We start from the raw sequence: 21,164 nt of genomic DNA, 5'->3' as shown, positions 1-21,164 counted from the left end.
TAGAAAAAGGAGGGGGTTTGGGGGAGTTCATCTCCCCCAACCTTTCTTCTTCTACGCTGCTACGAACACCCCACCTTCCTCGCTCAACGCCGCGAGGTGGTGGTCCACATCCCCGAACATGTTCTCGATGACGGTCAGCCGCTTCAGGTAGTGGCCGCCGACATATTCCATCGTCATGGCGATGCCGCCATGCATCTGCACGGTCTGCTGCCCGACGAAGCGGGCGTTGCGGCCGATCTCGATCTTCACCGCGCGCATCTGGCGGCGACGTTCGGCGGGGTCTTCCTCGCTCGCCATCATCGCGGCGAGCATCGCCATGGAGCGCGCCTGCTCCAGGCACACCATCATTTCCGCCGCGCGGTGTTGGAGCGACTGGAACGACCCGATCGGCCGCCCGAACTGCTTGCGCGTCTTCAGGTACTCGATGGTCAGGTCCTTCGACGCCTCCATGCAGCCGATCGCCTCGGCGCCGAGGGCGGCGATGGCCTCATCTACCACGCGCTCGGCGAGGGCCAGCCCGCCATTCAGCTTCGCGTCTGCACTGACCTTCACGTTGTCGAAGGTGATGTCCGCGGCGCGCTGCCCGTCGGATGTCTTGAAGCCGCGCCGCGTCACGCCCTGCGTGTCGGCCGGAATGAGGAACACCTCGATCCCGTCGCGATCGCGCCGCCCGCCGGAGACGCGGGCGGTGACGATGATCTGGTCCGCGGTGTCGCCATGGACGACGACGCCCTTGCGGCCCTCGATCACCCAGCCCGCGCCGTCCTTCTTCGCCGTGGTTGCGACGTCGTTCAGGTCGAAGCGGGACTGCGTCTCGGTATGCGCGAAGGCGAGCAGCAGCTTGCCCTCCGCGATCTGCGGCACCAGCGCGGCGCGCTGCTCGGCCGTCGCGCCGTGGCGCAGGAAGGCGCCTCCGATCACGACCGTCGGGATGAAGGGCTCCAACGCCAGCGCGCGACCGAACTGCTCGGCGACGATCATGGTCTCGACGGCGCCGTAGCCGAGGCCGCCATCATCCTCGGCGAAGGGCATCGCCAGCAGGCCGAGATCGGCATAGGCCGCCCAGACATCACGCGACCAGCCGGTCTCGGACGCCATGTACCCCTTGCGCTGTTCGAAGGCGTATTTGTCCTTCAGCAGCTTCGCTAGGCTGTCCTGCAGAAGCCGCTGGTCTTCGGAAAGATCGAAATCCATCTGTCTCTCAGAGCCCCAAAAACGCTTTGGCCATGATGTTCTTCTGGATCTCGGTGGATCCGCCGTAGATCGACTGCTTGCGCCAGTTGAAATAGGTCGCCTGTGCGAGCGTCTGCCAGTCCTGCGCCACCTCGGGCTCGTTCCAGCGATCGGCCTCCGGGTCCGACGCAACAAGTCCATAAGGGCCGGCGGCCATCACGTAGAGCTCGGAGATCGCCTGCTGCAGCTCCGTCCCGCGGATCTTCAGCACCGAGGATGCCGGGTTCGGCTTGCGCTGGCTGAGCTGCCGGTTCTCATCGGCCAGCACGCGCAGCGTCGTCATCTCCAGCGCCTTGAGCTGCACCTCGACCTCGGTCAGGCGCGAGCGGAAGCGCGGGTCTTCCATGACGGGCCGCGCCCCGCCGGGCGCTTCCTTCGCGATCAGCTTCAGCCGCCGGATGCGCTCCTTCGATGCACCCACGCGGGCCTGGCCGGTGCGTTCGTTCGACAGCAGGAACTTCGCGCAATCCCAGCCGCGGTTCTCCGTGCCGATCAGGTTCTCGACCGGCACCTTCACGTCGTCGAGGAAGACCTCGTTCACCTCATGCGCGCCGTCGATCGTGATGATCGGCCGCACGGTGATGCCCGGCGTCTTCATGTCGGCGATCAGGAAGGAGATGCCCTCCTGCTGCTTCGCCGCACCCGGATCGGTCCGCACCAGCAGGAAGATCCAATCGGCATGCTGGGCCAGCGTCGTCCAGGTCTTCTGCCCGTTGACGATGTAGTGGTCGCCCTCCCGCACGGCGCGCGTCTTGAGGCTGGCGAGGTCCGACCCCGCGCCGGGCTCCGAGAAGCCCTGGCAGAACCACAGGTCCAGGCTCGCGATCTTCGGCAGGAAGTGCTTCTTCTGCTCCTCCGTGCCGAAGGCGATCATCACCGGCCCGAGCATGTTGGCGTTGAAGCCGAGCGGCGACGGCGCCGGCGTCGACTGCATCTCCTCGCTCAGGATGAAGCGCTGGATCGCGCTCCACTTCTGGCCGCCCCATTCGACCGGCCAATGCGGCACCGCCCAACCCTTGGCATAGAGCCGCTTCTGCCAGTCGATCTGCATCGCCTTGGTGGGCGTGCGGCCTGACGCCATGCGCTCGCGCGTCTCGGCCGGCAGGTTCTCGTCGATCCAGGCACGCACTTCCTGGCGGAAGGCGCGTTCCTCATCGGTGAAGCGCAGTTCCATGGCGTCTTCTCCCTTACGCGTTCGCTTTGGCGGACATGCCGGCGAAGCTGCCGCCCTCGGCCGCCAGCTTCTCGATCAGCGCCGCGGGCTTCAGATTGGCATCATTCGTCAGCTCGGCGTAGTGCGCCAGCTTGTCGCGCACCGCCTTCAGCCCGATGGAATCCGCCCAGAACATCGGCCCGCCGCGGAAGGCCGGCCAGCCGAAGCCGTTGATGAAGATCACGTCGATGTCGATCGGGCGATAGGCGACGCCTTCCTCGAGGATGCGCGCGCCCTCATTCACCATGGGCAGCAGCAGCCGCTCCAGGATCTCCTCGTCGGAGATCTTCCGCCGCCGCACCTGCATCTTCTCCGCGACGTCGAGGATGATCTTCTCGACTTCGGGATCGACGAGCCGCGTGCGCTTCTCGTCATACATGTACCAGCCCTTGCCGGTCTTCTGCCCGAAGCGGCCCTGCGCGACGATGGCATCCGCGACAGGTGCGACGGTCCCGCGCGCCTTGCGGACGGCGGCACCGATGTCGAGCCCGGCGAGGTCGCCCGTCGCGAGCGGCCCCATCGCCATGCCGTAGCCTTCCATCACCTTGTCGATGTCCTGCGGTAGGCAGCCTTCCAGCAGCAGCTTCTCGACCTGCGGCGTGCGTTTGCCGGTCATGCGGTTGCCGACGAAGCCGTCGCAATTGCCGACCAGCACCGGCAGCTTACCGATGCGCTTGCCGAACTCCGTGGCGGTCGCGATCGTCGCCCAGGACGACTTCGCGCCGCGCACATTCTCCAGCAGCCGCATCACATTGGCCGGCGAGAAGAAGTGCATGCCGACGACCAGTTCCGGCCGCTGGGTCGCGGAGGCGATCTCGTCGATCGACAGCGTCGAGGTGTTGGAGGCCAGCGGCACCCCCGGCCGCGCCGCCTTGTCGAGCCGCGCGAAGACTTCCTTCTTCACGTCCATATTCTCGAACACGGCCTCGATCACCAGATCCGCCTTCGCGACCGTGCCCTCGAAATCGGTGCTGCCGGTCAGCAGCGCCTTGCGCTTCTCGTATTCCTCCTGCGACAGCCGGCCGGTCGAGACCGTCCGTTCCCAATTCGCATGGCAGCGCGCGAGGCCCTTCTTCAGCGCCTCCTCGCTCGTCTCGACGATCGTCACCGGCACGCCGTTGTTGGCCGCCGACATCGCGATGCCGCCGCCCATCGTGCCGCCGCCGATCACCACCAGTCTCTCGACCGGCAGGGACTTAGCATCGGCCGGCTGGCCCGGGATGCGCAGCACCTCGCGCTCGCCGAAGAAGATGTGACGCAGCGCCTTGGACTGTTCGCCCGACACCAGCGACTGGAACAGTTCGCGTTCCTTCGCGAGCCCTTCCTCGAACGGCATGGTGAAGGCGGCGCGCACGGCCTCGGCGCAGCCCTTCGGGCTCTCCTGCCCGCGCGTGCGCCGCAGCAGCCCGGCGATCACCGCGTCATAGGCTGCGGGGTCCTGCCCTTCGATCTTGTCCGTGCGGTTGCGCGCCAGGGTGAAGGTCTTGCTGAGATTGGCCTTGGCCCAGGCGACGGCGCCTTCCTCGAGATCGCCATCGATCACCGCATCGATGATGCCGAGCTTCTGCGCCTTCACCGCCGGCACCGGATCACCGGAGACGATGATCTTCGCCGCTTCCTCCGCCCCGATCATGCGCGGCAGGCGCTGCGTGCCGCCGGCGCCCGGCACGAAGCCGCGCTTCACCTCCGGCAACCCGACCTGCGCACCGGCACCCGCCACGCGCGCGTGGCACGCCAGCGCCAGTTCCAGGCCGCCACCCAGCGCCGACCCATGGATCGCGGCGACGACGATGCCCGGATACCCCTCGATGGCATCGAACACCTCGGTCAAGGAGGGCGGCTGCCGCGGCTTGCCGAACTCGGTCATCTCGGCGCCGGCCGAGAACATCCGCCCCGACCCGATCAGCACCACCGCCTTCGCCCCGGCGGCCTTCGCCTTGTTCAAGCCGTTCATCAGGCCGGCGCGGATCTCGGTCCGCAGCGTGTTCACCGGCGGATTGGCCAGGCGCAGCACATGCACCTCGCCCTTCGCCTCATGCTGGACGAAGTCGGCGTCCTGGGCCACTGGCGTTTCTCCCTCAAAGCTGATGGTCGCGGTCCGACCGATCGGTCGGGGCGGAGTGTCGTTCAGGATCCGCCGGCCGGCAAGCGCCGCCCTACCCCGGTTGCCGAGCCGCCCCGGCCATGCTGCGCTGCGCAGCATCAACCCTGCGGGAGCGAAACGCCATGTCCCTGTTTGACCTGACCGGAAAGGTCGCCATCGTCACCGGCGGCAGCCGCGGCATCGGCCGCGCCATCTGCGAACGCATGGCGGAACAGGGGGCCAAGGTCGTCGTCTCCTCCCGCAAGGTCGAGGCCTGCCAGGAAGTGGTGGACGCCATCACGGCGAAGGGCGGCACCGCTATGGCCGTTGCCTGCAACATCGGCCGCAAGAACGAATGCCAGGCGCTGGTGGACGCGACGATCGCCAAATGGGGCCAGGTAGACATCATGGTCTGCAACGCCGCGATCAATCCGCACTTCGGCCCCGCCGTGACGATGCCGGACGAGATCTTCGACAAGATCATGGCATCCAACATCAAGTCGAACCTCTGGCTCGCGCACATGACCGCGCCGGGCATGGCCGAGCGCGGCGGCGGCTCGATCATCATCGTCTCCTCCATCGGCGGCTTCCGCGGCTCGCCCGTCCTTGGCGCCTACGCCATCTCGAAGGCCGCCGACATGCAGCTCGTGCGAAACCTCGCCGTGGAATGGGGCCCGAAGAACGTCCGCGCCAACGCGATCGCGCCGGGCCTGATCCGCACCGACTTCGCCCGCGCCCTGTGGGAAGACCCGGGCATCTACAAGAAGCGCACCAAGGACACGCCGCTGAAGCGCATCGGCGAGCCGGACGAGATCGCCGGCGCCGCGGTGTTCCTCGCCTCGGCCGGTGGTTCGTTCATGACCGGGCAGACCATCACGATCGACGGCGGCGTACTCGCCGGCCCGCCGAGCCGATCGGACGACGAGGAATAAGATAGCCCGGCAGGGAGGCGTCGGGAGAGCGGCGTAGCCCGCTCTCCAACCCGGTCACCACCCTCGACGTATCGGTGGCTTGACGCTGATCCCGGGCGCCTGTCCCGGCACACCCTGCGGCGCCGCCGGCGGCCGCTGCGGCGGTGGCGAGGGCCGCGCCGCGGAGGAGGATGACGACGCCGAATCCTGCGGTGGCGGTTCCGGTGGCGGAGGCGGCGGCAGGACAGCAACGGGCGGCGGGGCCGGTGCCGGCTGCGGCTGCGGCTGCGGGACCGCAACCGGCCGCGGCGGATCAGGCTGCGGTGCCGGCGCATTCGGCAGCCCGGCCGCGGCCCGCGCTGCGGCCAGCACGTCCTCCCGCATCCGGTCGCGTTCCGGCAGGCTGCGATCGCGCGAATCGGCCGCATGCGCAGCCGCGATGTCCAGGTACGGCCGCAACTCCGGCAAGCCCCGCGCCTCGGCCTCCCGCGCCACCACGCCCGCCTCGGTCGTCAGCGTCGCCCGATCGGCCGAGCGGCCCAGATCGGCCACGATCCGGGCATAGCCATCCAGCGCCAACTCGCGTTCCACGCGAAGCTGTTCCAGCGCCGTCGCCCATTGCCGCCGCATCTCGGGGCTTGCCTGGACGACATCGGCGCCCGACAGCAGCGGCTGGATGCCATCCATCCGCCGCTGCGACTGCCCTGCCGCGCGCGCCAGCACCGCGGCACCTTCAAGCTGCGCCCGGATGCCGGCGCGTTCCTGTTCCAGCCGCTGCCGCTCCGCCGCCATCAACCCCGCCTCCAGGCGGTCGAGGTTCTGCCGCATCCGCGGATCGGCGCCCTCGCGCATCGCCGCGATCTGGCGGCGGGCGTTCTCGGCCTCAGTGCCGGTCGCGCGGCTTTCAGCCTCGAAGGCACGGTTCAGCGCCTCGGCACGGCGCAGGCTCGTCGTCACATGCGCCGCCAGCGCCACGCGGAAGCCGACCGAGGCCAGCCGCGTCGGCTGCCCATCCGTCGCGTCATAAGGAGGCATCTCGATGCGCAGGGAGGATCGCAGCGCTGCCTCCGGCGTGCGGAAATCCCCGCCCTTCACCACCACGCCGCCCGCTTGGCCATGCAGCCGGCCGACGCGCACGGCGCGAAACGGTTCCAGCACCAGTTCCCCGACATTGCCGAGGATGTCGTGTAGCCCCAGCGGATTGGGCTCCAGCATGCCGACCGGCTGTGCCCGCCCCGCGGCTGATCGCGGCCCCTGGAACCAGGCGTAGCGCGAAGTGCCTTCCGGCATGGGAAAGACGCGCCCGAGGAAGTCGAGTTCGCTGACCGCTGCACCACCGCGCGCGGCGTATTCCCACTCCTCCTCCGTGGGCAGGCGCACGAAGGCGCGGGTGCCGTCGGCTTCCGGCAGGCGCTGCGCCGCGTTGCGCAGCAGCCAAGTGGTGTAGCGCTGGGTGAACGCGACCGCATCGAACCAGGACAGCGTCGCCGCCGGCAGTCGGCCCTCCGCGGAGGGTGCCGGGCAGCGTTCCTGCATCACCGCCGCATACTGGTCGCGCGTCACCTCATACTTGCCGAGCCAATAGAGCGGGACATCGCGGCCTTCGGCCGTGAAGGGCCCCGCCACCGCATCGCGCCGAGCGAACTCCGCGACACCCCCGGCCGGGTCTGTGGTGCCGATGGTGACCGGTCGGTCGTCCAGAGCGCCCGGCCCGCTTGGCGTCTCGATGGGCCGAAACACCATGGACCCACCGCAGGGCATCGGCAGCGTCAGATCCCCATCGAGCGGCCGCGGATTGGTGAAATCCGCCGACCAGGGCGCCTGCGCCGCCGCGGTCGTGCCGACAGCCAACGCGACAGCGAGACCCAGCGCCACGTATCGGTTTCCAAAGGCCCTTCGGCCTTTGGCGGGGTGGCCTGGAGGGGCAGAGCCCCTCCAACCGCGACCTGCGCCGTCCATCACCCCTCCGCCAACCCTTCCGCCGGCGTCACCGCCGCCGCCCGCAGCCCCGCGAGCACCGCGGCGACCAACGCGCCCACGATCGTCACCCCGGCTGCGGCCGCGCCCATGCCCAGCGTCAGCAGGCAAACCGGCCGATCGCCTGTCACGGTTCCTGCGAAAACCCGGTTCAGCACCCCGGCCACCATGGCGGCAATCCCGAATGCCAGAACCGCGCCGGCCAGCGCCACCGCCGCTGCCTGCACCAGCGGCACCATGAGCAGCGCACGGCGCCGCACACCGAGCAGCGACAGCAGCGCGAGATCCCGCCGCTTGCGTTCGACCTGTGCCCAAAGCCCGACGCCGAGGCTTACCAGGTACCCTGCCCCACCCGCCCCCGCGATGGCGAGGAATAGCAGCGCGAGGTTCCGATCGAGCCGTAGTAGCCCTGCGACCGCCTCGGCGCGGGACGCGACCTCGATGCCGGCCAGCCGCATCTCGCGGTCAAGCGCCGGAACATCTTCCAGCCGCGCGGCGTAGAAGCGGAAGCCCGCGAAGGGCCGCTGTCGCGCTTCCGTTTCCGTCACCGGCCGCGCATCGGCATCCACCGTACCGTCGAGGAAATCCTCCGTCAGCAGTAGCACGGGAAGGATCGCGAAAGCGGCATCGCGTGTCGCGGCGGATAACGGCGCCGTACCCCCGACCCGCATGGGCAGGGTCAGGACCTCGCGCGAGCTGCCGCGACTGCGCGCGACGGAGGCGAGTACCGGATCGCCCGCGTTCAGCCCCAGCCGCTGCATCGCCGTGCCGGACAGAATCAGCTCATCGCCGTCGATCGCACTGTACCCGGGCAGCAGCGGATCGCCGACGGCCGTCGGCAGCAGTTCCACCCGCAACCCGTTGCCCGGCCGCGCCGGGTTCTCGAGCACGATGGTCGCCGACAGCGCACGGGTACGCGGCACCAGAAAGGCGATGCGCGGATCGGCGCCCAGCCGCTCGAACATCGTTGGTTCCAGCGTGCGGTTGACGATCGAGACGACTTCCCGCGCGCGCGGGTCCTCCAGCAACTCCGCCCGCAGCCCCGCCACCACGCCCTGTCGCAGCCCAAACAGCACGATCAGCGGCGCCAACACCGCCGCGCACCCCAGGGCCGAGCACAGGAACAGCACCTTCTCGTGCCAGATATCGGCCAGCGCCAGGCGCAGCATGGTCAGGCCGCCTTCGCCAACGACGCGCGCGCGAAGACCGATCGCGCCAGACCATCCGCCCCCGGCGCATGGGTCTCGCAGGCCAGTACCGGGTAGCCGGCGCGCGCCGCCCGATCGGGATCATGCGTCGCCACCAGCAGCGCCGCGCCCGCCGCCGCACATTCCCGCTTCAGCAGCGCCAGCACCGCATCCGCCAGTTCCGGATGTACGGACGCCGTCGGCTCATCCGCCAGTACAAGCGCAGGCCGGTGCGCAAGCGCGCGCGCGATCGCCACCCGCTGCCGCTGCCCGACCGACAGTGCCGCCGGACGCTTACGCAGCTGCGCGCTGATGCCGAGTTCCTCCGCCAACCCCAGCACCCGCGCCGGGTCCGCGCAGCCTGCGATCCGCTGGGTCAGCGCGATGTTCCCCGCCACGGTCAAATAGGGCAGCAACCCCCCCGTCTGCGGCACGACCCCGATTTTCCGCGCCCGCAGCGCCGCCAGTGCATCGCGCCGTCCCTTGCGCCACAGCCCTGCGACGTCCGAGCCGGCAAAGACGTACTCCCCGTCATCCGGCGGAGACGCCAGCGCCAGCATCATCAGCAGCGTCGACTTGCCGCTGCCAGACGGCCCAGCCAGCGCCAGGGCCTCACCTGCAAGCAAGTCGAACTCGGGCACCTCCAGCGCGAAGGCCGCAGCATCGCCGCGATAGGCCTTGGCGACGCCGCGCAGCGCCAGGAGTGGCGTCATACGGATGGCCCTTCGGCCCCATACCCCGCACTGGACCACGAGTGCGAAACACGGTGGCATGCAAACCGCGTATGGTCGCCAGGGCGGCACCGCACAGCGCGAAGGCCAACGGCGCGGATGGACCGCGATCGCCGCCGGAAGGCATGCAGCGACTGATCCCGGTGGTCGAATAATTCGACCGCCGACATCACGGCAGCGCGTCGAAGGGCACGGGGAAGAAGGCCTCACCACCCGGCCGCCCATCCAGCGTTACCCACAGATCCGGCCGCGCCGCGAACTCCTGGTACAGCCGCAGCTTGCGCTCGATGCTGTTGATGATCTCGCGCTGTCCGGCGGCGCCGGAGGCGATCCAATCCTGCTCCGACAGATCCATCACCTGGCTCTGATACGGCAGCCCATCCAGGTACTCACCCAGCGCCTGCCCCACCCGCGACAGATTGCCCAGCCGCGCCGGATCGCGCGCCGTCGCCGCGAATGCTGCGCGCAACTGACCGAAGAAAGATCGCGGATCGGTCCGCCCCGCGAGCCCCGCATCCAGGATGCGCGTCAGCGCCTGCGACAGGTCCGACAACTGGTTGCGCGTCAGCAGGACGCGGATATCCAGCGCCGTTACCGTCGGGTCGCGCAGGTCGCGATCCGTGGTGAAGGACCGCACCACATCCGGTGCCGTGGTCCCGCCTTCCCGCCCCATATAGGCGAGGCGCATCGCTGTCGCGACGATCTCCACCTGTTGGGCCATGCGCTCGGCTTCGGGCGTGCGCGCGGGCTCGATGCCGCCGATCGGTCGACCGACGGTATCCGCCACCTGACGGAACAGCGCGTTGGTCAGCCCGTTGACCACGCGGTCGAAAGCCTGCGGGCTGCCGCCGGCCACCGGGAAGTACAGCGACCCCGCCGCGCCATACCGCGTCAGCTCGGTATACTGCGCACGAGCATGGGCATGGTTCGACTGCCCTTCCGGCGTGAGCAAATGGATCGCGAACAGCGCGATACCCCTCGCCTCTGCCAGCGCCTTGATCTCCGCGATGCCAAGCCGCGTCTGCGACTTCGGGTCGGTAGCGTCGAGCGCGCCAGCATCGGTGATCAGTACCACGTAGCGCCCACCGAACGCCTGCCAATCCACCTGGTCGATCGCCACGCGCAGCCCGGCGATCGCATCCTCGTCGAAGCGTTCGGTCGCGACGGTCGCAGCGCGCACCTGTTCCAGCGCCGGCAGGATCGCCTCCGGCGGTTGCGAGAGGTCCGGCGCCGCGACCAGGCGGGTCACATATTCAAGCTGCGGCCGCGTCGAGATGTCGGCGCGATAGGCCACCATCCCGAAGCGGAAATTGTCGCGCACCGCCGTGTCGCCGATGCGCCCGACGATGCGCCGGATCGCCTCCCGCGTGCGGTCGATGGACGCCTGCATCGAGATCGTCGTGTCGATCACGAACACGACGCCGCCACGGAAGTCCCGCAGCCGTGCGGGATCGGCCTGCTGTGGCGCCTGGCGCAGCTCGGCGGGGGCGGAGATCACCTCCAAGGCGCGCATCTGCGTGCCGTCCCGCCGCTGCACCGTCTCGGCCTCGAGGATCGGCAGCAGGTAGAAGTTGCGCTGGATATCGATGAAGGTCTCGGGCTCCAGCGCCACCACGGGACTGCCCGGCTGCCCCGCCGCCGCCCGCAGCGCCACCGCCTCCTGCGCCATGTCCGGCGCCGACAGTAGCCCCCGCAGCGACGCCGCATCGCGCAAGAACATCGTGCGCTCGCGACCGGCCGGATTGGTGAAGGCCCCGACCATGGTGTGGCGCCAGTCGATCGCGCGGTCCTCCCGCACCCAGCCATCGGTGCGGCCATCCGCCTCGCGCCCGATTTCTACCCAGCCGTCGCGGCGGGCATAGACATGCGCGACGGTAAATCCGGCGATCGGCTGCCCCTGCGCCGCGCCCGGCTGCGCGTGCAGCGTCGCGCCGGGTCGCAAGATCACGCGCTGGAACAGCGTCGTCTTGCCGGGAATCAGCAGCGGCTGCCGAGCCTGCGCCGGGCGGATGGCCCGCTGCTGCGCTTGCACGGTCTGAACGTTCGACAGGATGGCGGCCGAGGCCAGCAGCAGGATGCGGCGCGGGGTCATGGCCAGAAATCCCTGATGGTCAGCGGCGCGTTGAAGTCGCCTTCCCGCACCCGGTCCTCGAGCCACTGCCGCAACCGCGCGCGTGGTTCGGCGGCGGTGGTGTCGCCGGCGGCGGCGGCGTCGCGATACAGCCGCGCCGCCTGGCGCGGATCGGGGCCACGGAACGGCCGGCCCGGCTGGAACCCGACCGGATCATACAGCCGCGCGAGCCGTGCGAGCGACGCGGCATTCCCCGCCCGCGCCGCGGCTTCCCACAGCAGCAGCGCATCGTCGTAGCGGCCGGTCGCGTAGCGCCGCGCGGCCTCGTCGGCGATCGCGGCGGGCGATGTCGCGCGCTCAATCACCTCGGCGACCGTCAGTCCGTCCATGCTGGGCGGCGCGCCTGTCTCCACGCCAGGCCGCACGGGCGGCAACTCGGGCTGCGGCTGCGCCGGCGGTTCGGGCGCTGGCGTGATCGGGGCGAGGTTGCGCGGCAGCGGCTCCGGGGCGATCTCGATCGGATCTTCCGGTGGTGGTGGCGCCACTACCGGCCGCTCCCGCAGCACGAACCACCAGTAAGCGCCCCCGCCCGCCGCCAGCACCAACAGCAACACCAGCAACAGCCACGGCCAGATCGGCCTTCCAGGCGGCGCGACCGGCGCCGCCTGCGGCACCGACAGCGGCGGCGGCACCTGCCGAGGCGCCATCGCGATCGTGGCGTCCGGATCGTCGATCGGCAGGCTGGGCAACGGCGCAGCGGCCAGCGACGGCGCAGGCCGCGCGGCAGCCGGTGGAGGCACAGCAATCGTGTGCCCCGACCCGCCATGCAGCGGCGGCACGTCGGGCCAGAAGAGCGGCGCCTCGATCCGCGCGCCCGGCAGGCGGAACTGCACCGGCCCGGCTTCCAGCCAGTCAACGATATGCGGCCCGAGATAGAGCCGCACGCCCTGCGGCGAACTCTCCACGCGATCGGGCGCGATCATCGCGTCGCTAACCTGCCAGCCCTCGGCGCCGAGCGTCCCCTTGGCCCAGCCCTCGCGCAGAATGCGAAAGCGCGGATCGGCCGGCGGGTCCGTCACCCCCTGCAGCAGGATGATGGCGTGCCCGCCTTCCGGATGGGCGGGATCGGCGGCGGCGAGGACCGCACTCATGCAGCCTGGCCGAGCGCGCCCAGGATCTTCCCGAGCCGCGCATTCTCAGCGACGTCGATCTCGAGCCCGCCCGGTGCCGTGACGTTCTCCTCCGCGAGCCGGGAGAAGGCGCTGATCCAGTCCACGTGGAACTGCTTGTCATAGGCCTCGGGCTGCGCGCCCAGATGCGGCATGCCGTTCACCGGCGGCCGCGGCGCGAAGACCGGGCGTTCGGTGCGCCCCGCGCGTGGCCGCTGGTCCGGCGGCAGGTCGGTGTAGCCGAGTGTATGGACGTAACGGTTGACCACGCCCTCCGCGACCATCACCGGCTTCGACGCGCTCTCAGACAGCTTCTGGCGATAGGACGCGGCCTCCCGCAGCCGCTGCGCGATGCGCGCCGACAGCCCCGTGCGGCGCGCCCCAGCGCCGATCTGCGCGACCAGCGCGGCGGCGGCATCGCGCGGCAGCTTCAGCTGCTCCGCCGTCTCCGGCTCGGCGGCGGCGCGGTGCATCTTGTCCACCCATTCGGCGACGGCGAGGTCCGCGTAGCGCTCGAAGGCATCGCGCGCGCGGTGCTCGCCCTGCGCGGCCGGTGCGACGAGGTCGCCGAGCGCGGCAAGGTAGTCCTCCTCCCCCGCCCGCACGCCGACCGGGGAATTGTCCTCCTCCGGCTCCGTCTGCATCCGCCACCAGGCGGAGGTCAGCTCCTCCGGCGTCACCTGCAGGCTTCGGATCATCCGCCCGAAGGCTTGGGCCGAGGCGCAGGCGACGAGCGCACGGCTGACGACGCGCGCCTCCTCGCGCCGCTTGTTCAGCTCCGCCGTCAGATCGCCCGAATGCCAGTAGGGCGAGAGCCGTCCGGCCATGTCCCCGCGCAGCACTTCCAGCCGCGCCGCGATCTGCCCGCGCTTGATCGCCGGATCGCAGACCGGCCGCAAGCTGTCCGCCAGATGCGAGATGCCGCCATCGTTCAGCGTCATCGCCGCATCCCAGGCGCGCTCGGGATCGGCAAAGTGGCGGCGGGCATCGTCGTTGGTGACGAATTCCTCGCGCAGCCGGGCGATGCGCGCGGCTTCGGAGGCACGCGGCGCGGCCTCCCTGCCCTGCTCGTCATAGTCGAGGATATGCTTCGCCGCGACGTTCGGGTTCCGCATCCAATAGGTGTTGGCGAAGGCCTTGCCCGCCGCCCAGTTGCGCGGCCAGTCATATTCCTTGCCGAAGAAATCGAGCAGCGAGGCGTTCAGCCGGATGCTCCACCGGCTGCCGGTGCCCTCCGCCGCGCCCTTCTTCTCCTCGAACTCCGTGTCGAACTTGGTCAACACCAGGAACAGCGCGTTGCGATGCCGCGCGCGTTCCTCGGGCGTCACGCCCAGCGTGCCATCGACCCAATCCTTGATCATCCGCGGCAGGGTGCGGACTTCCTGGTTGGATGGCCCGATGCAGAGCAGCATCGAGGTGATTTCCTGCTCCGCGCAATACCGCTGGTACAGGTAGGCGACCTTGCCGCGGAGGAAGAGGCTGGGGAACTTGGTCCGGTCCGCGAGGAAGCGTTCGGGCTGCGTCAGCTTCTCGCGCGACCGTGCGCCGGGGAAGTCGAGCAGGTCGGTTACCTCGAAGAAATCCCACGGCTTGTCACGCAGCGCGATGGTCAGCTCCGCGACCAGCGCGGCGAGCGCCGCCCGCGGCAGCGAGGCCTGGCGCCCCGACCGCGTCCGCACCGCGAGCTTGCCATCCGTGGGATCGCCAAGCGCCGCGAGCGTCCGCACATCGATGATGGACGTCTCGCGCGGCGACAGCGCATCGAGCGACGCGAAGGCCTCATCGGCATAGTCGAGCGCGGCGAGCGCCATCAGCAATTCGCGCGCCGCGGCGGTGAAGGCCTCGTGCCCGTTCCACAGGATGGAGAAGAACGCCGCGCGTTCCCCCACTGGCAGCCTCGGCGCGATCGACGCCGCCAGCACCCAGAAGGCCGAACCCAGACCCGGCACCAGCGGATGGCCGCGGAACAGCCCTTCGAAATACTCGCGCAGATCGTCGACATCATCCTCGGTCAAATGATCGACCGGCCCGCTGCCCGCCTTCCCCGCGAAGCGCGCGCAATGCGACTGCACGAGTTCCGGCGAGGGGATATCCACCTCCGCCGGATCGAAATCCTCCAGGAAGGTATTGCCGAAGATCTTGATGACATCGGTCTGCGACAGCAGCCGCAGCGCCACCGGATACCCCGGAATCGTCACCGGCGGCCGCATGGTGAACCGCGTGACGAGCCCCGTCGCCTCCTGCCCACCTTCCGGGTTGATGTCGCGCACGAAATCCAGCGCCGCGCCGTCGAACAGCGCCGTCACCGGTTCCTGCCCGCGCCGCGCCAGCGCCGAGATCAGGTACGACTTGCCGGATTGCGACGGCCCGAACACCGCAACACACATCGGCCGTTCGGCGGCGACTTCCAGCTTGCGCGCGCGCCGCGCGAACTTCCGGAAGTCGCGCGCGACGGCCTGCGCTTCCTCCCGCACCTTGGCGCGGTTGTCGGTCAGCCAGGTGACCGCCTCGGACGCCGCCTCGGCCGTACCACGGGCGGCGGCGGCAAGCGCCGCGTCGGACGTCGTATCCAGCCTCATGCCATCCCCACCACGCCGGTATCGCGCCAGTAACCGGCCTCGGATTTCATCGTCTGCAGCCTGATTTCCACATCGGTGCGGCGCAGCGCGGTGCCTTCCGCATCCTCGATCTCCTCGACGCAGAAATCCTCGCGCTTCTCCTCCTGGCCCGGCGCGTCGGGGTCCATGTCCGCGCGGCGGATCTTCACCCGCAGCGGCAGCGCCATGCGAGGAACGCTTTCAGGGTTCGCGAATTCCAGCGCATAGAGCGGCGTCGCCGGCCAGCGTTCGATCGGCAGTTGCCGGAAGCCGAGGAAGGTCGGCGCCGCGAAGGTCATGGTGAACTCCACCCCGTCGCCGGCATTCGGCCGCTTCTCCAGATCGACCTCCGACAGCAGCACGCCCTGCTCGCGAATCTGCCCCGAGATTTCCATCCGCCCGATGAATCGCGCCGTCGATTTCATCGCGAGCTGCGAGGTCCGCATCAGGAAGGATTCCAGCCGCCCTTCCGCCAGCGCGCACAGCATCGCGCCGACCGCAGCACTGGTCTTCGGGTCCTCGATGCGCGCATTGGCGTCGCGGAACGGATACCAGCCACCCACGGCATAGCGATGCATGCCGATCATTCGATGCGGCGGCACCGGCGACTTCGCCAGCACGATATCCGTCACGGCCCGAAGGCGAGACGGCCGGCCGGACAGCAGCAGCACGTCGCAGTCATAATGCCAGACGACCTCGCACAGATCGGCCAGCACCGGCCCCAGCGTCGCCTGCACCACGGCCTCGACGCGCCGTGCATCGGCGGCGATCTCGACATCCTGGATCGCGAAGCTGCGCGCGCCGGCCTGCCGCGCCGCCGTCTCGAAGAAGGCGACGGCGCGCGGATTCGCCGGCTGCGCGCCGGCATCGATCACGGCGCGGACGGTGGCGCGGAACACCTCGCCCATCTCGCGCCCCTCGATGCGCTCATAGGCATGCAGCACCGCAAGTCCGACCGGTTCCAGCACCTGGCTCACGAATTGCCGGCGCAGATGCCGGTCAACCTCCGACTGCCCGCCACGATCGCCGCCGAGCGTCTGCCGCAGGAAGGCGTTCGGGTCCGACATGCCGGCCGTCCGCAGCGCATCCGCCACCTGCGGCAGCACGATGTGCGTGATCAGCCCTTCCAGCACCTCGTCGCCCGCGATCTTGAAGCCTTCGCGGAATTCCTGGCGCGGCACGATGGTGTCGCGGTTCTCCACCGACCACGTCACCACCATCAAATCGGTGGTGCCGCCGCCGATATCGATCGACGCCACGCGCAGGCAGGGGTTCGGCCCGCGTTCCGGCCGCACCCGCCCGGCAAGTTCGAACATCCCCTGCGCATCGCCCTGCAGCCGCTGCGTGATCTCCGTGTAGAGCCAAACCACCTGCGTCGCCGTCGCCTCGTCGAGGTTCAGCAGCACGCGCGGTTCCGGCGGCGCCGCCTGCCCCGCCTCGGTCCAGCCGAGCAGGTCCCAGGCGAGCTTGATCGCCCCCTCGGCGCGTTCCCGCAGGATCTTCTGCTCCGCCAGCGGCATCGCTGGCGGCAGCGTCAGGATCACGCGCCGCAGCCTGCGCGGCACATCGGCGAAGCGCCGTGCCGCGCGCGTCGCCGGCGCGTTGATCTGGCTGACCGCCTGCATCAACAGTTCCGCCAGCAGGAAGGTGTACATCGACGAGCGCGAGAATCGCGCCCGCACCGCCGGCTGCCCGCGCCCGCGCAGCATCCGCAGCGCCTCGCCGGTCTCGGTCACATGCGCCATGAACGGCCCAGACACCGGCGGTTCTGTCGTGACGCCATCCGACGCGCGTCCGTTGAACCGCCAGCCCTGCACATTCGGCCGCCGGTCCCACAGATACCGCTTCGGACTGCTGATGCCGGTCGCACCCTCATTCCCCTGCGTCGCCGCCGCCAGCCGCATCGCTTCGGGTCCGACGCGCACCGGCGACGGCCAGCGGAACGCATTCGCCCGCCCCGACCGGCGCGAGATCGCATCCCGCCCGAAGGACCCGACCGCGAACTCCACCCGGCTTTCGAAGGGCCGCGCATAGACCTGTTCCGGCCGCGACAGGTCCCGCAGCGCCAGCACCGACGAATTGTTCAGCGACGGCGCATCCTGGCTTTCCTCGACCAGCAGCCCGCAGGTGCGCGCATTGCCGACATCGATCACCAGATCGACATTGATCGGCGCATAGCCGCGATTGTCGGAGACGACATCGACCAGCCGCAGCCGCGGCAGGATGCCGATGCCATCCAGCAGCCCAAGGAAGCTCAGATACCGCGCCCAATGCTCCGCCGCGTGCGGGAAATCCTCCGGCCGCAGCGGCCGGCCGCCGCGCTGCGCCTGCCGCAGCTCGCGGAACCCTTCCTCGAGCCACTGCCCGACCCAGGATTCGTTCAGGAACCACGCATTCTCCGGATGGTTGAACACCGGCGCGAATTCCTGCTGCCGCGCGCTATCCTCCGGCGCCGGCGCCACATAGGGGCGTTCCGGCACGCGCGGCATCAGCGCCGTGTCGAAGGCCAGCACCAGCCGGTGCGACCGCCCTTCCGCATCCCGCTGCGGAAACTCCGCGACATAGGCCCGCGCCCAGTTGGACGGCCCGCGGTCATACACTTCCTTGCCATCCGCCCCGCGCGCATGGACGCGGAAATACGGCAGCGGCAGCCATTTGTTCAGGAACGGCTCCAGCGCTTGTGCGCGGGAGATCGCATAGGTCTCCTCCGCATGCGGTACCTGCCGCGTCACCGGATCGACAAGGTTGCCGTCTTCGTCCGGTTCCAGCACGCGCAGGATGGTCGGCGACTTGCCCTCGTGATCCACCTGCTCGCGCAGCGCTTCCTCCCAGAAGGAACGCGACCCGCGCGGCAGCCGGTCGATATCGAAATCGATATCGACGAACTGGATGCCGGAAGACGGCACCAGGCTGATCAGGCCGGCCGTGGTCGAACTGCTCATGAACCCCCCAACTCGCGCCGACGAGTGTGCCGCAGTGCGGCGCCCTGCGCCAACGTGGCCATGTCCTCTCGTGCCCGCATCAGTTCGGGCAGTTCAGGCGGTACCGCCACCGCGTATTCGCGAAGGGGCCGATCACCACGACCTCGACCACATTGTCCCCGCCCTGCGGCCGCCAGTCGAAACCGATCCGCCCGCGCCCGCTGACCATGCCCGGCGTGCGCGCAATGACCCGGCCGCGATACCGGACCTCGATGCTGTCAGGCACCGTCTGCGCATCGTAGTCGAGCGTCACCGGCCCCGGCGTGGGGCCAAGGAAATGCCGCGTCCGCGTCTCCCCAGCACCGCCGGACTGCAGGTCCACGTTGCAGGGCTGCGTCCCGGGCGGCGGACCGGTCTGCTGCTGCGGCGGCGGTTCCGGTTCGGGCGGCGGCGGGGGTGGTTCGGGCGGCGGCATCGGAAGCGGTTGCTCGGGCGCCGGTTCGGGCTGCGGCTGCGGCGGCGGCTGGGGTTCAGGCTGCGGCGTCGGTTGCGGCGGCGGCGGTTCCGGCGCGCGCGGGATTGGGCAGGCCAGCCGCCGCCGCCCCAGATCCTCCTCCAGCCGCGCCAGTTCCCGCCGCAGATCGCGCTCCCCACGCTCGGCCTCGACAAGCCGCGCCAGCGCCTCCAGGTCGCCCGGCGCGGCCACGCATTGCGATTGCGGCGGCGTCAGGAACCGCCATGCCAGCAGCGGCCCGACCAGACCCGCCAGCAGCGCGAGCACAGCCAACGCGCCGAGCGTCACCGCCCAGACCCCCCAGGGCCGCCGCGCCGGCGCCTGCCAGTGCCGGCCATCGTCGAACCGCGCAAGCAGCCCGAGCGGCCCCGGCGCCGCCGCGCCCACATGCCCCCAGCCCGCCAGCACCGGCCGTCCATCAACGGCGAAGACGAGGTCGAAGGAGGGAACCTCCGCGATCGACGGCCACAGCTGCGCGAGCGCGCCACCGCCCTCGGCGACCTGCCGCTCCGCCTCCCGACGCAGATCGGAGAGAATGCGCCCGGCCTCGGCCGTCAGCGCCGCACGCGACGCGGCATCGAGGTCCGCATAGCGCATCATCCGGGCCCCGGGCGCACCCCAGGCGATGCCGGAATCTTCCATCACCGGCACCGCGAACAGCGCGGCGTGGGCGGGCGAAAGACGCCCGGCCTCGGCCTGCACGGCGGCGAAAGCCTCGGCCGGCGGCATCGGCAGCAGCAGGCGCAGGTCCTGCGGGCGGGTGGCGGCCAGCCGGATCATGCGCGGCACCCGCCGGAGGGGCGACGCCCCTTCGGACCACCCCGGCAAAGGTCGAAGGGCCTTTGCAAACCTTCATCCGCCAAGCTCACCGGCCCGCCCACGCGCCCCGAGGCGCCCGCCTCGCGCCCAGGCTGATCACTGTGCCCGGCGCCGAATCTAGGTCTCGAAAGGCCCTTCGGCCTATGCGGGCTCCCGTTCCCGTTGCCGAGCAACGCGAATGGGGCCCCGTGGTGGGGAGGGTTCGGGAGGGTCAAGACCCCTCCTGATCCACCATGGCCCATCATGGCACCGTGAACTCCCCGACCACCTGGTCCCGCATCCCCTGCCGCGCCGTGCCGGTGATCACCCGGTCCGGCTGGCCCTGCTGCCGCACCGTCACGCGGTACGGCGTGCTCGGCCCATCCACACGGTCGAAATAGTCCACAACGATCCGATACCGGCCCGGCGCCGGGTTCTGGTCGAACACCACATTCTCGACCGGCGTGCGCGTCGTCGGCCCGCCCGCCGCGTTGCGGTCGATGTCGAGCGAGCCGCCGCATGCCGAACGGTTGCGGTAGTCGATCCGCTGCCCATTCGGGCAGATCACCGCGAGATCGAGGTCGTTCCGGTCATCCCACCCCAGGATCACCTGCGTCCGCCCGCGCCGCGCGCCCTGCCGGTCAGCCCGGTCCAGGTCGTTGTTGCGCGGCTGCTCCGGCGGCGGCTGAGGGGGCTGCTGCGGAGGCGGTTGCTGCGGCGGCTGGGCGGGCGGCTGCGGCGGCGGCGGATCTGGCGGCCGTGGCGGCTCGGGCGGGCGTGGCGGCGGTTCCGGGGGGCGGCACAGCAGCCGCCGCTCGCCCGCCTCGGCAACGATGCGCGCCAGTTCGGCCCGCAGGGCGCCCTCTCTCGCCTCTTCCTCCCGCAGCACGTCCAGCCGGCCGATTTCCTGCTCCGGCGCCACGCATTGCGCCTGCGGTGTCGCGAACCAGCCGAAGGGATCGCGCCACAACAGCCAGAGCGCCAGCAACAAGATCAGCAGCGCGGCGAGAAAGGCCAGCAGCCACGGCCATATCCGCGCCCGCGCCGCGGCAGCCGCCGCTGGCGGTCCCACAATGGTCATCGGCGCCACCGGCACCGGCATCATCTTGACCAGCAGCTCGCGCACGCCACCCGGCCCAGCGAGCGCATGCCCCCAGGGGGCGAGCACCGGCACGCCGTCCCGCACGCGGATCGCGGACGGATCAGGTATCTCCAGCGCCAGCCGCAGCAACTCGCCGAGGAAGCGATCCCCTTCGCTGGCCGAGCCGCGCAGCGCCTCCGCGGCGGCCTGGATCTCGCCCACCATCGGCATCAGGCGACCGCGCACCGCCTCCTGCGTGGCGGGGTCGAGGTCGGTCATCGCCACCGCCGGGCCGCTGCCGGGGGAGTACCAGTCGATGCTGCCCTTCTCCGGGTCCGGATTGGGCTCGGCGAACAGGGCGGCATGCTCGGGCGTGAGTGCGCGCCGCAGATACTGGGTCAGTTGCTCCCAGTGCTGCAGCGCAAGCTGCCCGCCGACGCCCTGCGCCAGCAGGTCCCGGTTGAGGGTGGTGGCGATCAGGCTCGAATCCACGGTCGCGTTCCGTCCTGGCCGATCAGTTCAGCGTGCCCGGCGGGAACCTCGGCGCCGAGCCGTCCGGTGACGCCCCCGGCGCGGTCGGCGCGGGTGGCGCTTGGGGAGCGGGCCCGCCGGGTTGCGGCGCAGGCGAACCAGCCCCCGGTGCCGGGGGCACGGATGGCGGCGCTGCGGGCGGGTTGG

The 21,164-nt window shown here is 70.3% G+C and carries 13 protein-coding genes; 1 reads left to right on the top strand and 12 read right to left on the bottom strand.

Going from position 1 to position 21,164, the window contains the following annotated elements; translation table 11 throughout:
- Positions 1-51: 51 nt before the first annotated feature.
- From GXW78_RS21440 to GXW78_RS21430, 3 genes are read right to left on the bottom strand one after another with little or no spacing between them, the layout of a single operon-like run.
- A complete protein-coding gene (locus GXW78_RS21440) occupies positions 52-1,194 on the bottom strand; it encodes an acyl-CoA dehydrogenase family protein (protein WP_211870940.1) in 1,143 nt (380 codons plus the stop codon).
- Positions 1,195-1,201: 7 nt separating this feature from the next.
- Entirely contained in the window at positions 1,202-2,407 is a 1,206-nt protein-coding gene (locus GXW78_RS21435; RefSeq protein WP_211870939.1) for an acyl-CoA dehydrogenase family protein, read from the bottom strand.
- A gap of 13 nt (positions 2,408-2,420) precedes the next feature.
- Positions 2,421-4,511 (bottom strand): 3-hydroxyacyl-CoA dehydrogenase NAD-binding domain-containing protein, encoded by a 2,091-nt coding sequence (locus tag GXW78_RS21430; protein WP_338147808.1) that lies wholly within the window; start codon positions 4,509-4,511, stop codon positions 2,421-2,423.
- A 161-nt stretch (positions 4,512-4,672) separates the two neighbouring features.
- Here GXW78_RS21430 and GXW78_RS21425 point away from each other — a divergent pair, with 161 nt between their 5' ends.
- Positions 4,673-5,461, top strand: coding sequence for an SDR family NAD(P)-dependent oxidoreductase (locus GXW78_RS21425; RefSeq protein WP_211870937.1), 789 nt, complete (start codon positions 4,673-4,675; stop codon positions 5,459-5,461).
- Positions 5,462-5,515: 54 nt separating this feature from the next.
- On the opposite strand, the gene GXW78_RS21420 is transcribed toward GXW78_RS21425, so the two are convergent.
- The 9 genes from GXW78_RS21420 to GXW78_RS21380 all read right to left on the bottom strand — a co-directional run bounded on the left by GXW78_RS21420 (position 5,516) and on the right by GXW78_RS21380 (position 20,978).
- Entirely contained in the window at positions 5,516-7,315 is a 1,800-nt protein-coding gene (locus GXW78_RS21420) for a formylglycine-generating enzyme family protein (RefSeq protein ID WP_211870936.1), read from the bottom strand.
- A gap of 83 nt (positions 7,316-7,398) precedes the next feature.
- Positions 7,399-8,586, bottom strand: coding sequence for an ABC transporter permease family protein (locus GXW78_RS21415; RefSeq protein WP_211870935.1), 1,188 nt, complete (start codon positions 8,584-8,586; stop codon positions 7,399-7,401).
- Between the two features lie 2 nt (positions 8,587-8,588).
- Positions 8,589-9,317, bottom strand: a complete 729-nt coding sequence (locus GXW78_RS21410; RefSeq protein ID WP_211870934.1) for an ABC transporter ATP-binding protein — start codon at positions 9,315-9,317, stop codon at positions 8,589-8,591.
- 187 nt (positions 9,318-9,504) lie between these two features.
- Entirely contained in the window at positions 9,505-11,427 is a 1,923-nt protein-coding gene (locus GXW78_RS21405) for a vWA domain-containing protein (protein ID WP_211870933.1), read from the bottom strand.
- On the bottom strand, positions 11,424-12,557 hold the full coding sequence (locus GXW78_RS21400; RefSeq protein WP_211870932.1) for a hypothetical protein: 1,134 nt from the start codon (positions 12,555-12,557) through the stop codon (positions 11,424-11,426). The genes GXW78_RS21405 and GXW78_RS21400 overlap by 4 nt, the downstream gene beginning before the upstream one ends.
- Complete coding sequence (locus tag GXW78_RS21395; protein WP_211870931.1) at positions 12,554-15,154, bottom strand: virulence factor SrfC family protein; 2,601 nt, start codon at positions 15,152-15,154, stop codon at positions 12,554-12,556. Before GXW78_RS21395 ends, GXW78_RS21400 begins: the two co-directional genes overlap by 4 nt.
- The gene (locus GXW78_RS21390) at positions 15,151-18,114 is read right to left on the bottom strand and encodes a virulence factor SrfB (RefSeq protein WP_211870930.1); all 2,964 of its coding nucleotides are present in this window, start codon (positions 18,112-18,114) and stop codon (positions 15,151-15,153) included. The genes GXW78_RS21395 and GXW78_RS21390 overlap by 4 nt, the downstream gene beginning before the upstream one ends.
- A gap of 79 nt (positions 18,115-18,193) precedes the next feature.
- Entirely contained in the window at positions 18,194-19,387 is a 1,194-nt protein-coding gene (locus tag GXW78_RS21385; protein WP_211870929.1) for a hypothetical protein, read from the bottom strand.
- Between the two features lie 280 nt (positions 19,388-19,667).
- Positions 19,668-20,978, bottom strand: a complete 1,311-nt coding sequence (locus GXW78_RS21380; protein WP_211870928.1) for a hypothetical protein — start codon at positions 20,976-20,978, stop codon at positions 19,668-19,670.
- Positions 20,979-21,164 lie beyond the last annotated feature (186 nt).

Origin of the sequence: Neoroseomonas terrae (assembly GCF_018129025.1) — a bacterium.
GTDB lineage: Bacteria > Pseudomonadota > Alphaproteobacteria > Acetobacterales > Acetobacteraceae > Neoroseomonas > Neoroseomonas terrae.
The sequence above is the reverse complement of the archived record's forward strand: the minus strand, read 5'-3'. Positions and strand labels throughout refer to the sequence as shown.

Coding starts and splice junctions, on each gene's coding strand:
- GXW78_RS21440 (WP_211870940.1), bottom strand. CDS start 1,194: ATGGATTTCGATCTTTCCGAAGACCAGCGGCTTCTGCAGGACAGCCTA.
- GXW78_RS21435 (WP_211870939.1), bottom strand. CDS start 2,407: ATGGAACTGCGCTTCACCGATGAGGAACGCGCCTTCCGCCAGGAAGTG.
- GXW78_RS21425 (WP_211870937.1), top strand. CDS start 4,673: ATGTCCCTGTTTGACCTGACCGGAAAGGTCGCCATCGTCACCGGCGGC.
- GXW78_RS21415 (WP_211870935.1), bottom strand. CDS start 8,586: ATGCTGCGCCTGGCGCTGGCCGATATCTGGCACGAGAAGGTGCTGTTC.
- GXW78_RS21410 (WP_211870934.1), bottom strand. CDS start 9,317: ATGACGCCACTCCTGGCGCTGCGCGGCGTCGCCAAGGCCTATCGCGGC.
- GXW78_RS21405 (WP_211870933.1), bottom strand. CDS start 11,427: ATGACCCCGCGCCGCATCCTGCTGCTGGCCTCGGCCGCCATCCTGTCG.
- GXW78_RS21400 (WP_211870932.1), bottom strand. CDS start 12,557: ATGAGTGCGGTCCTCGCCGCCGCCGATCCCGCCCATCCGGAAGGCGGG.
- GXW78_RS21395 (WP_211870931.1), bottom strand. CDS start 15,154: ATGAGGCTGGATACGACGTCCGACGCGGCGCTTGCCGCCGCCGCCCGT.
- GXW78_RS21390 (WP_211870930.1), bottom strand. CDS start 18,114: ATGAGCAGTTCGACCACGGCCGGCCTGATCAGCCTGGTGCCGTCTTCC.
- GXW78_RS21385 (WP_211870929.1), bottom strand. CDS start 19,387: ATGATCCGGCTGGCCGCCACCCGCCCGCAGGACCTGCGCCTGCTGCTG.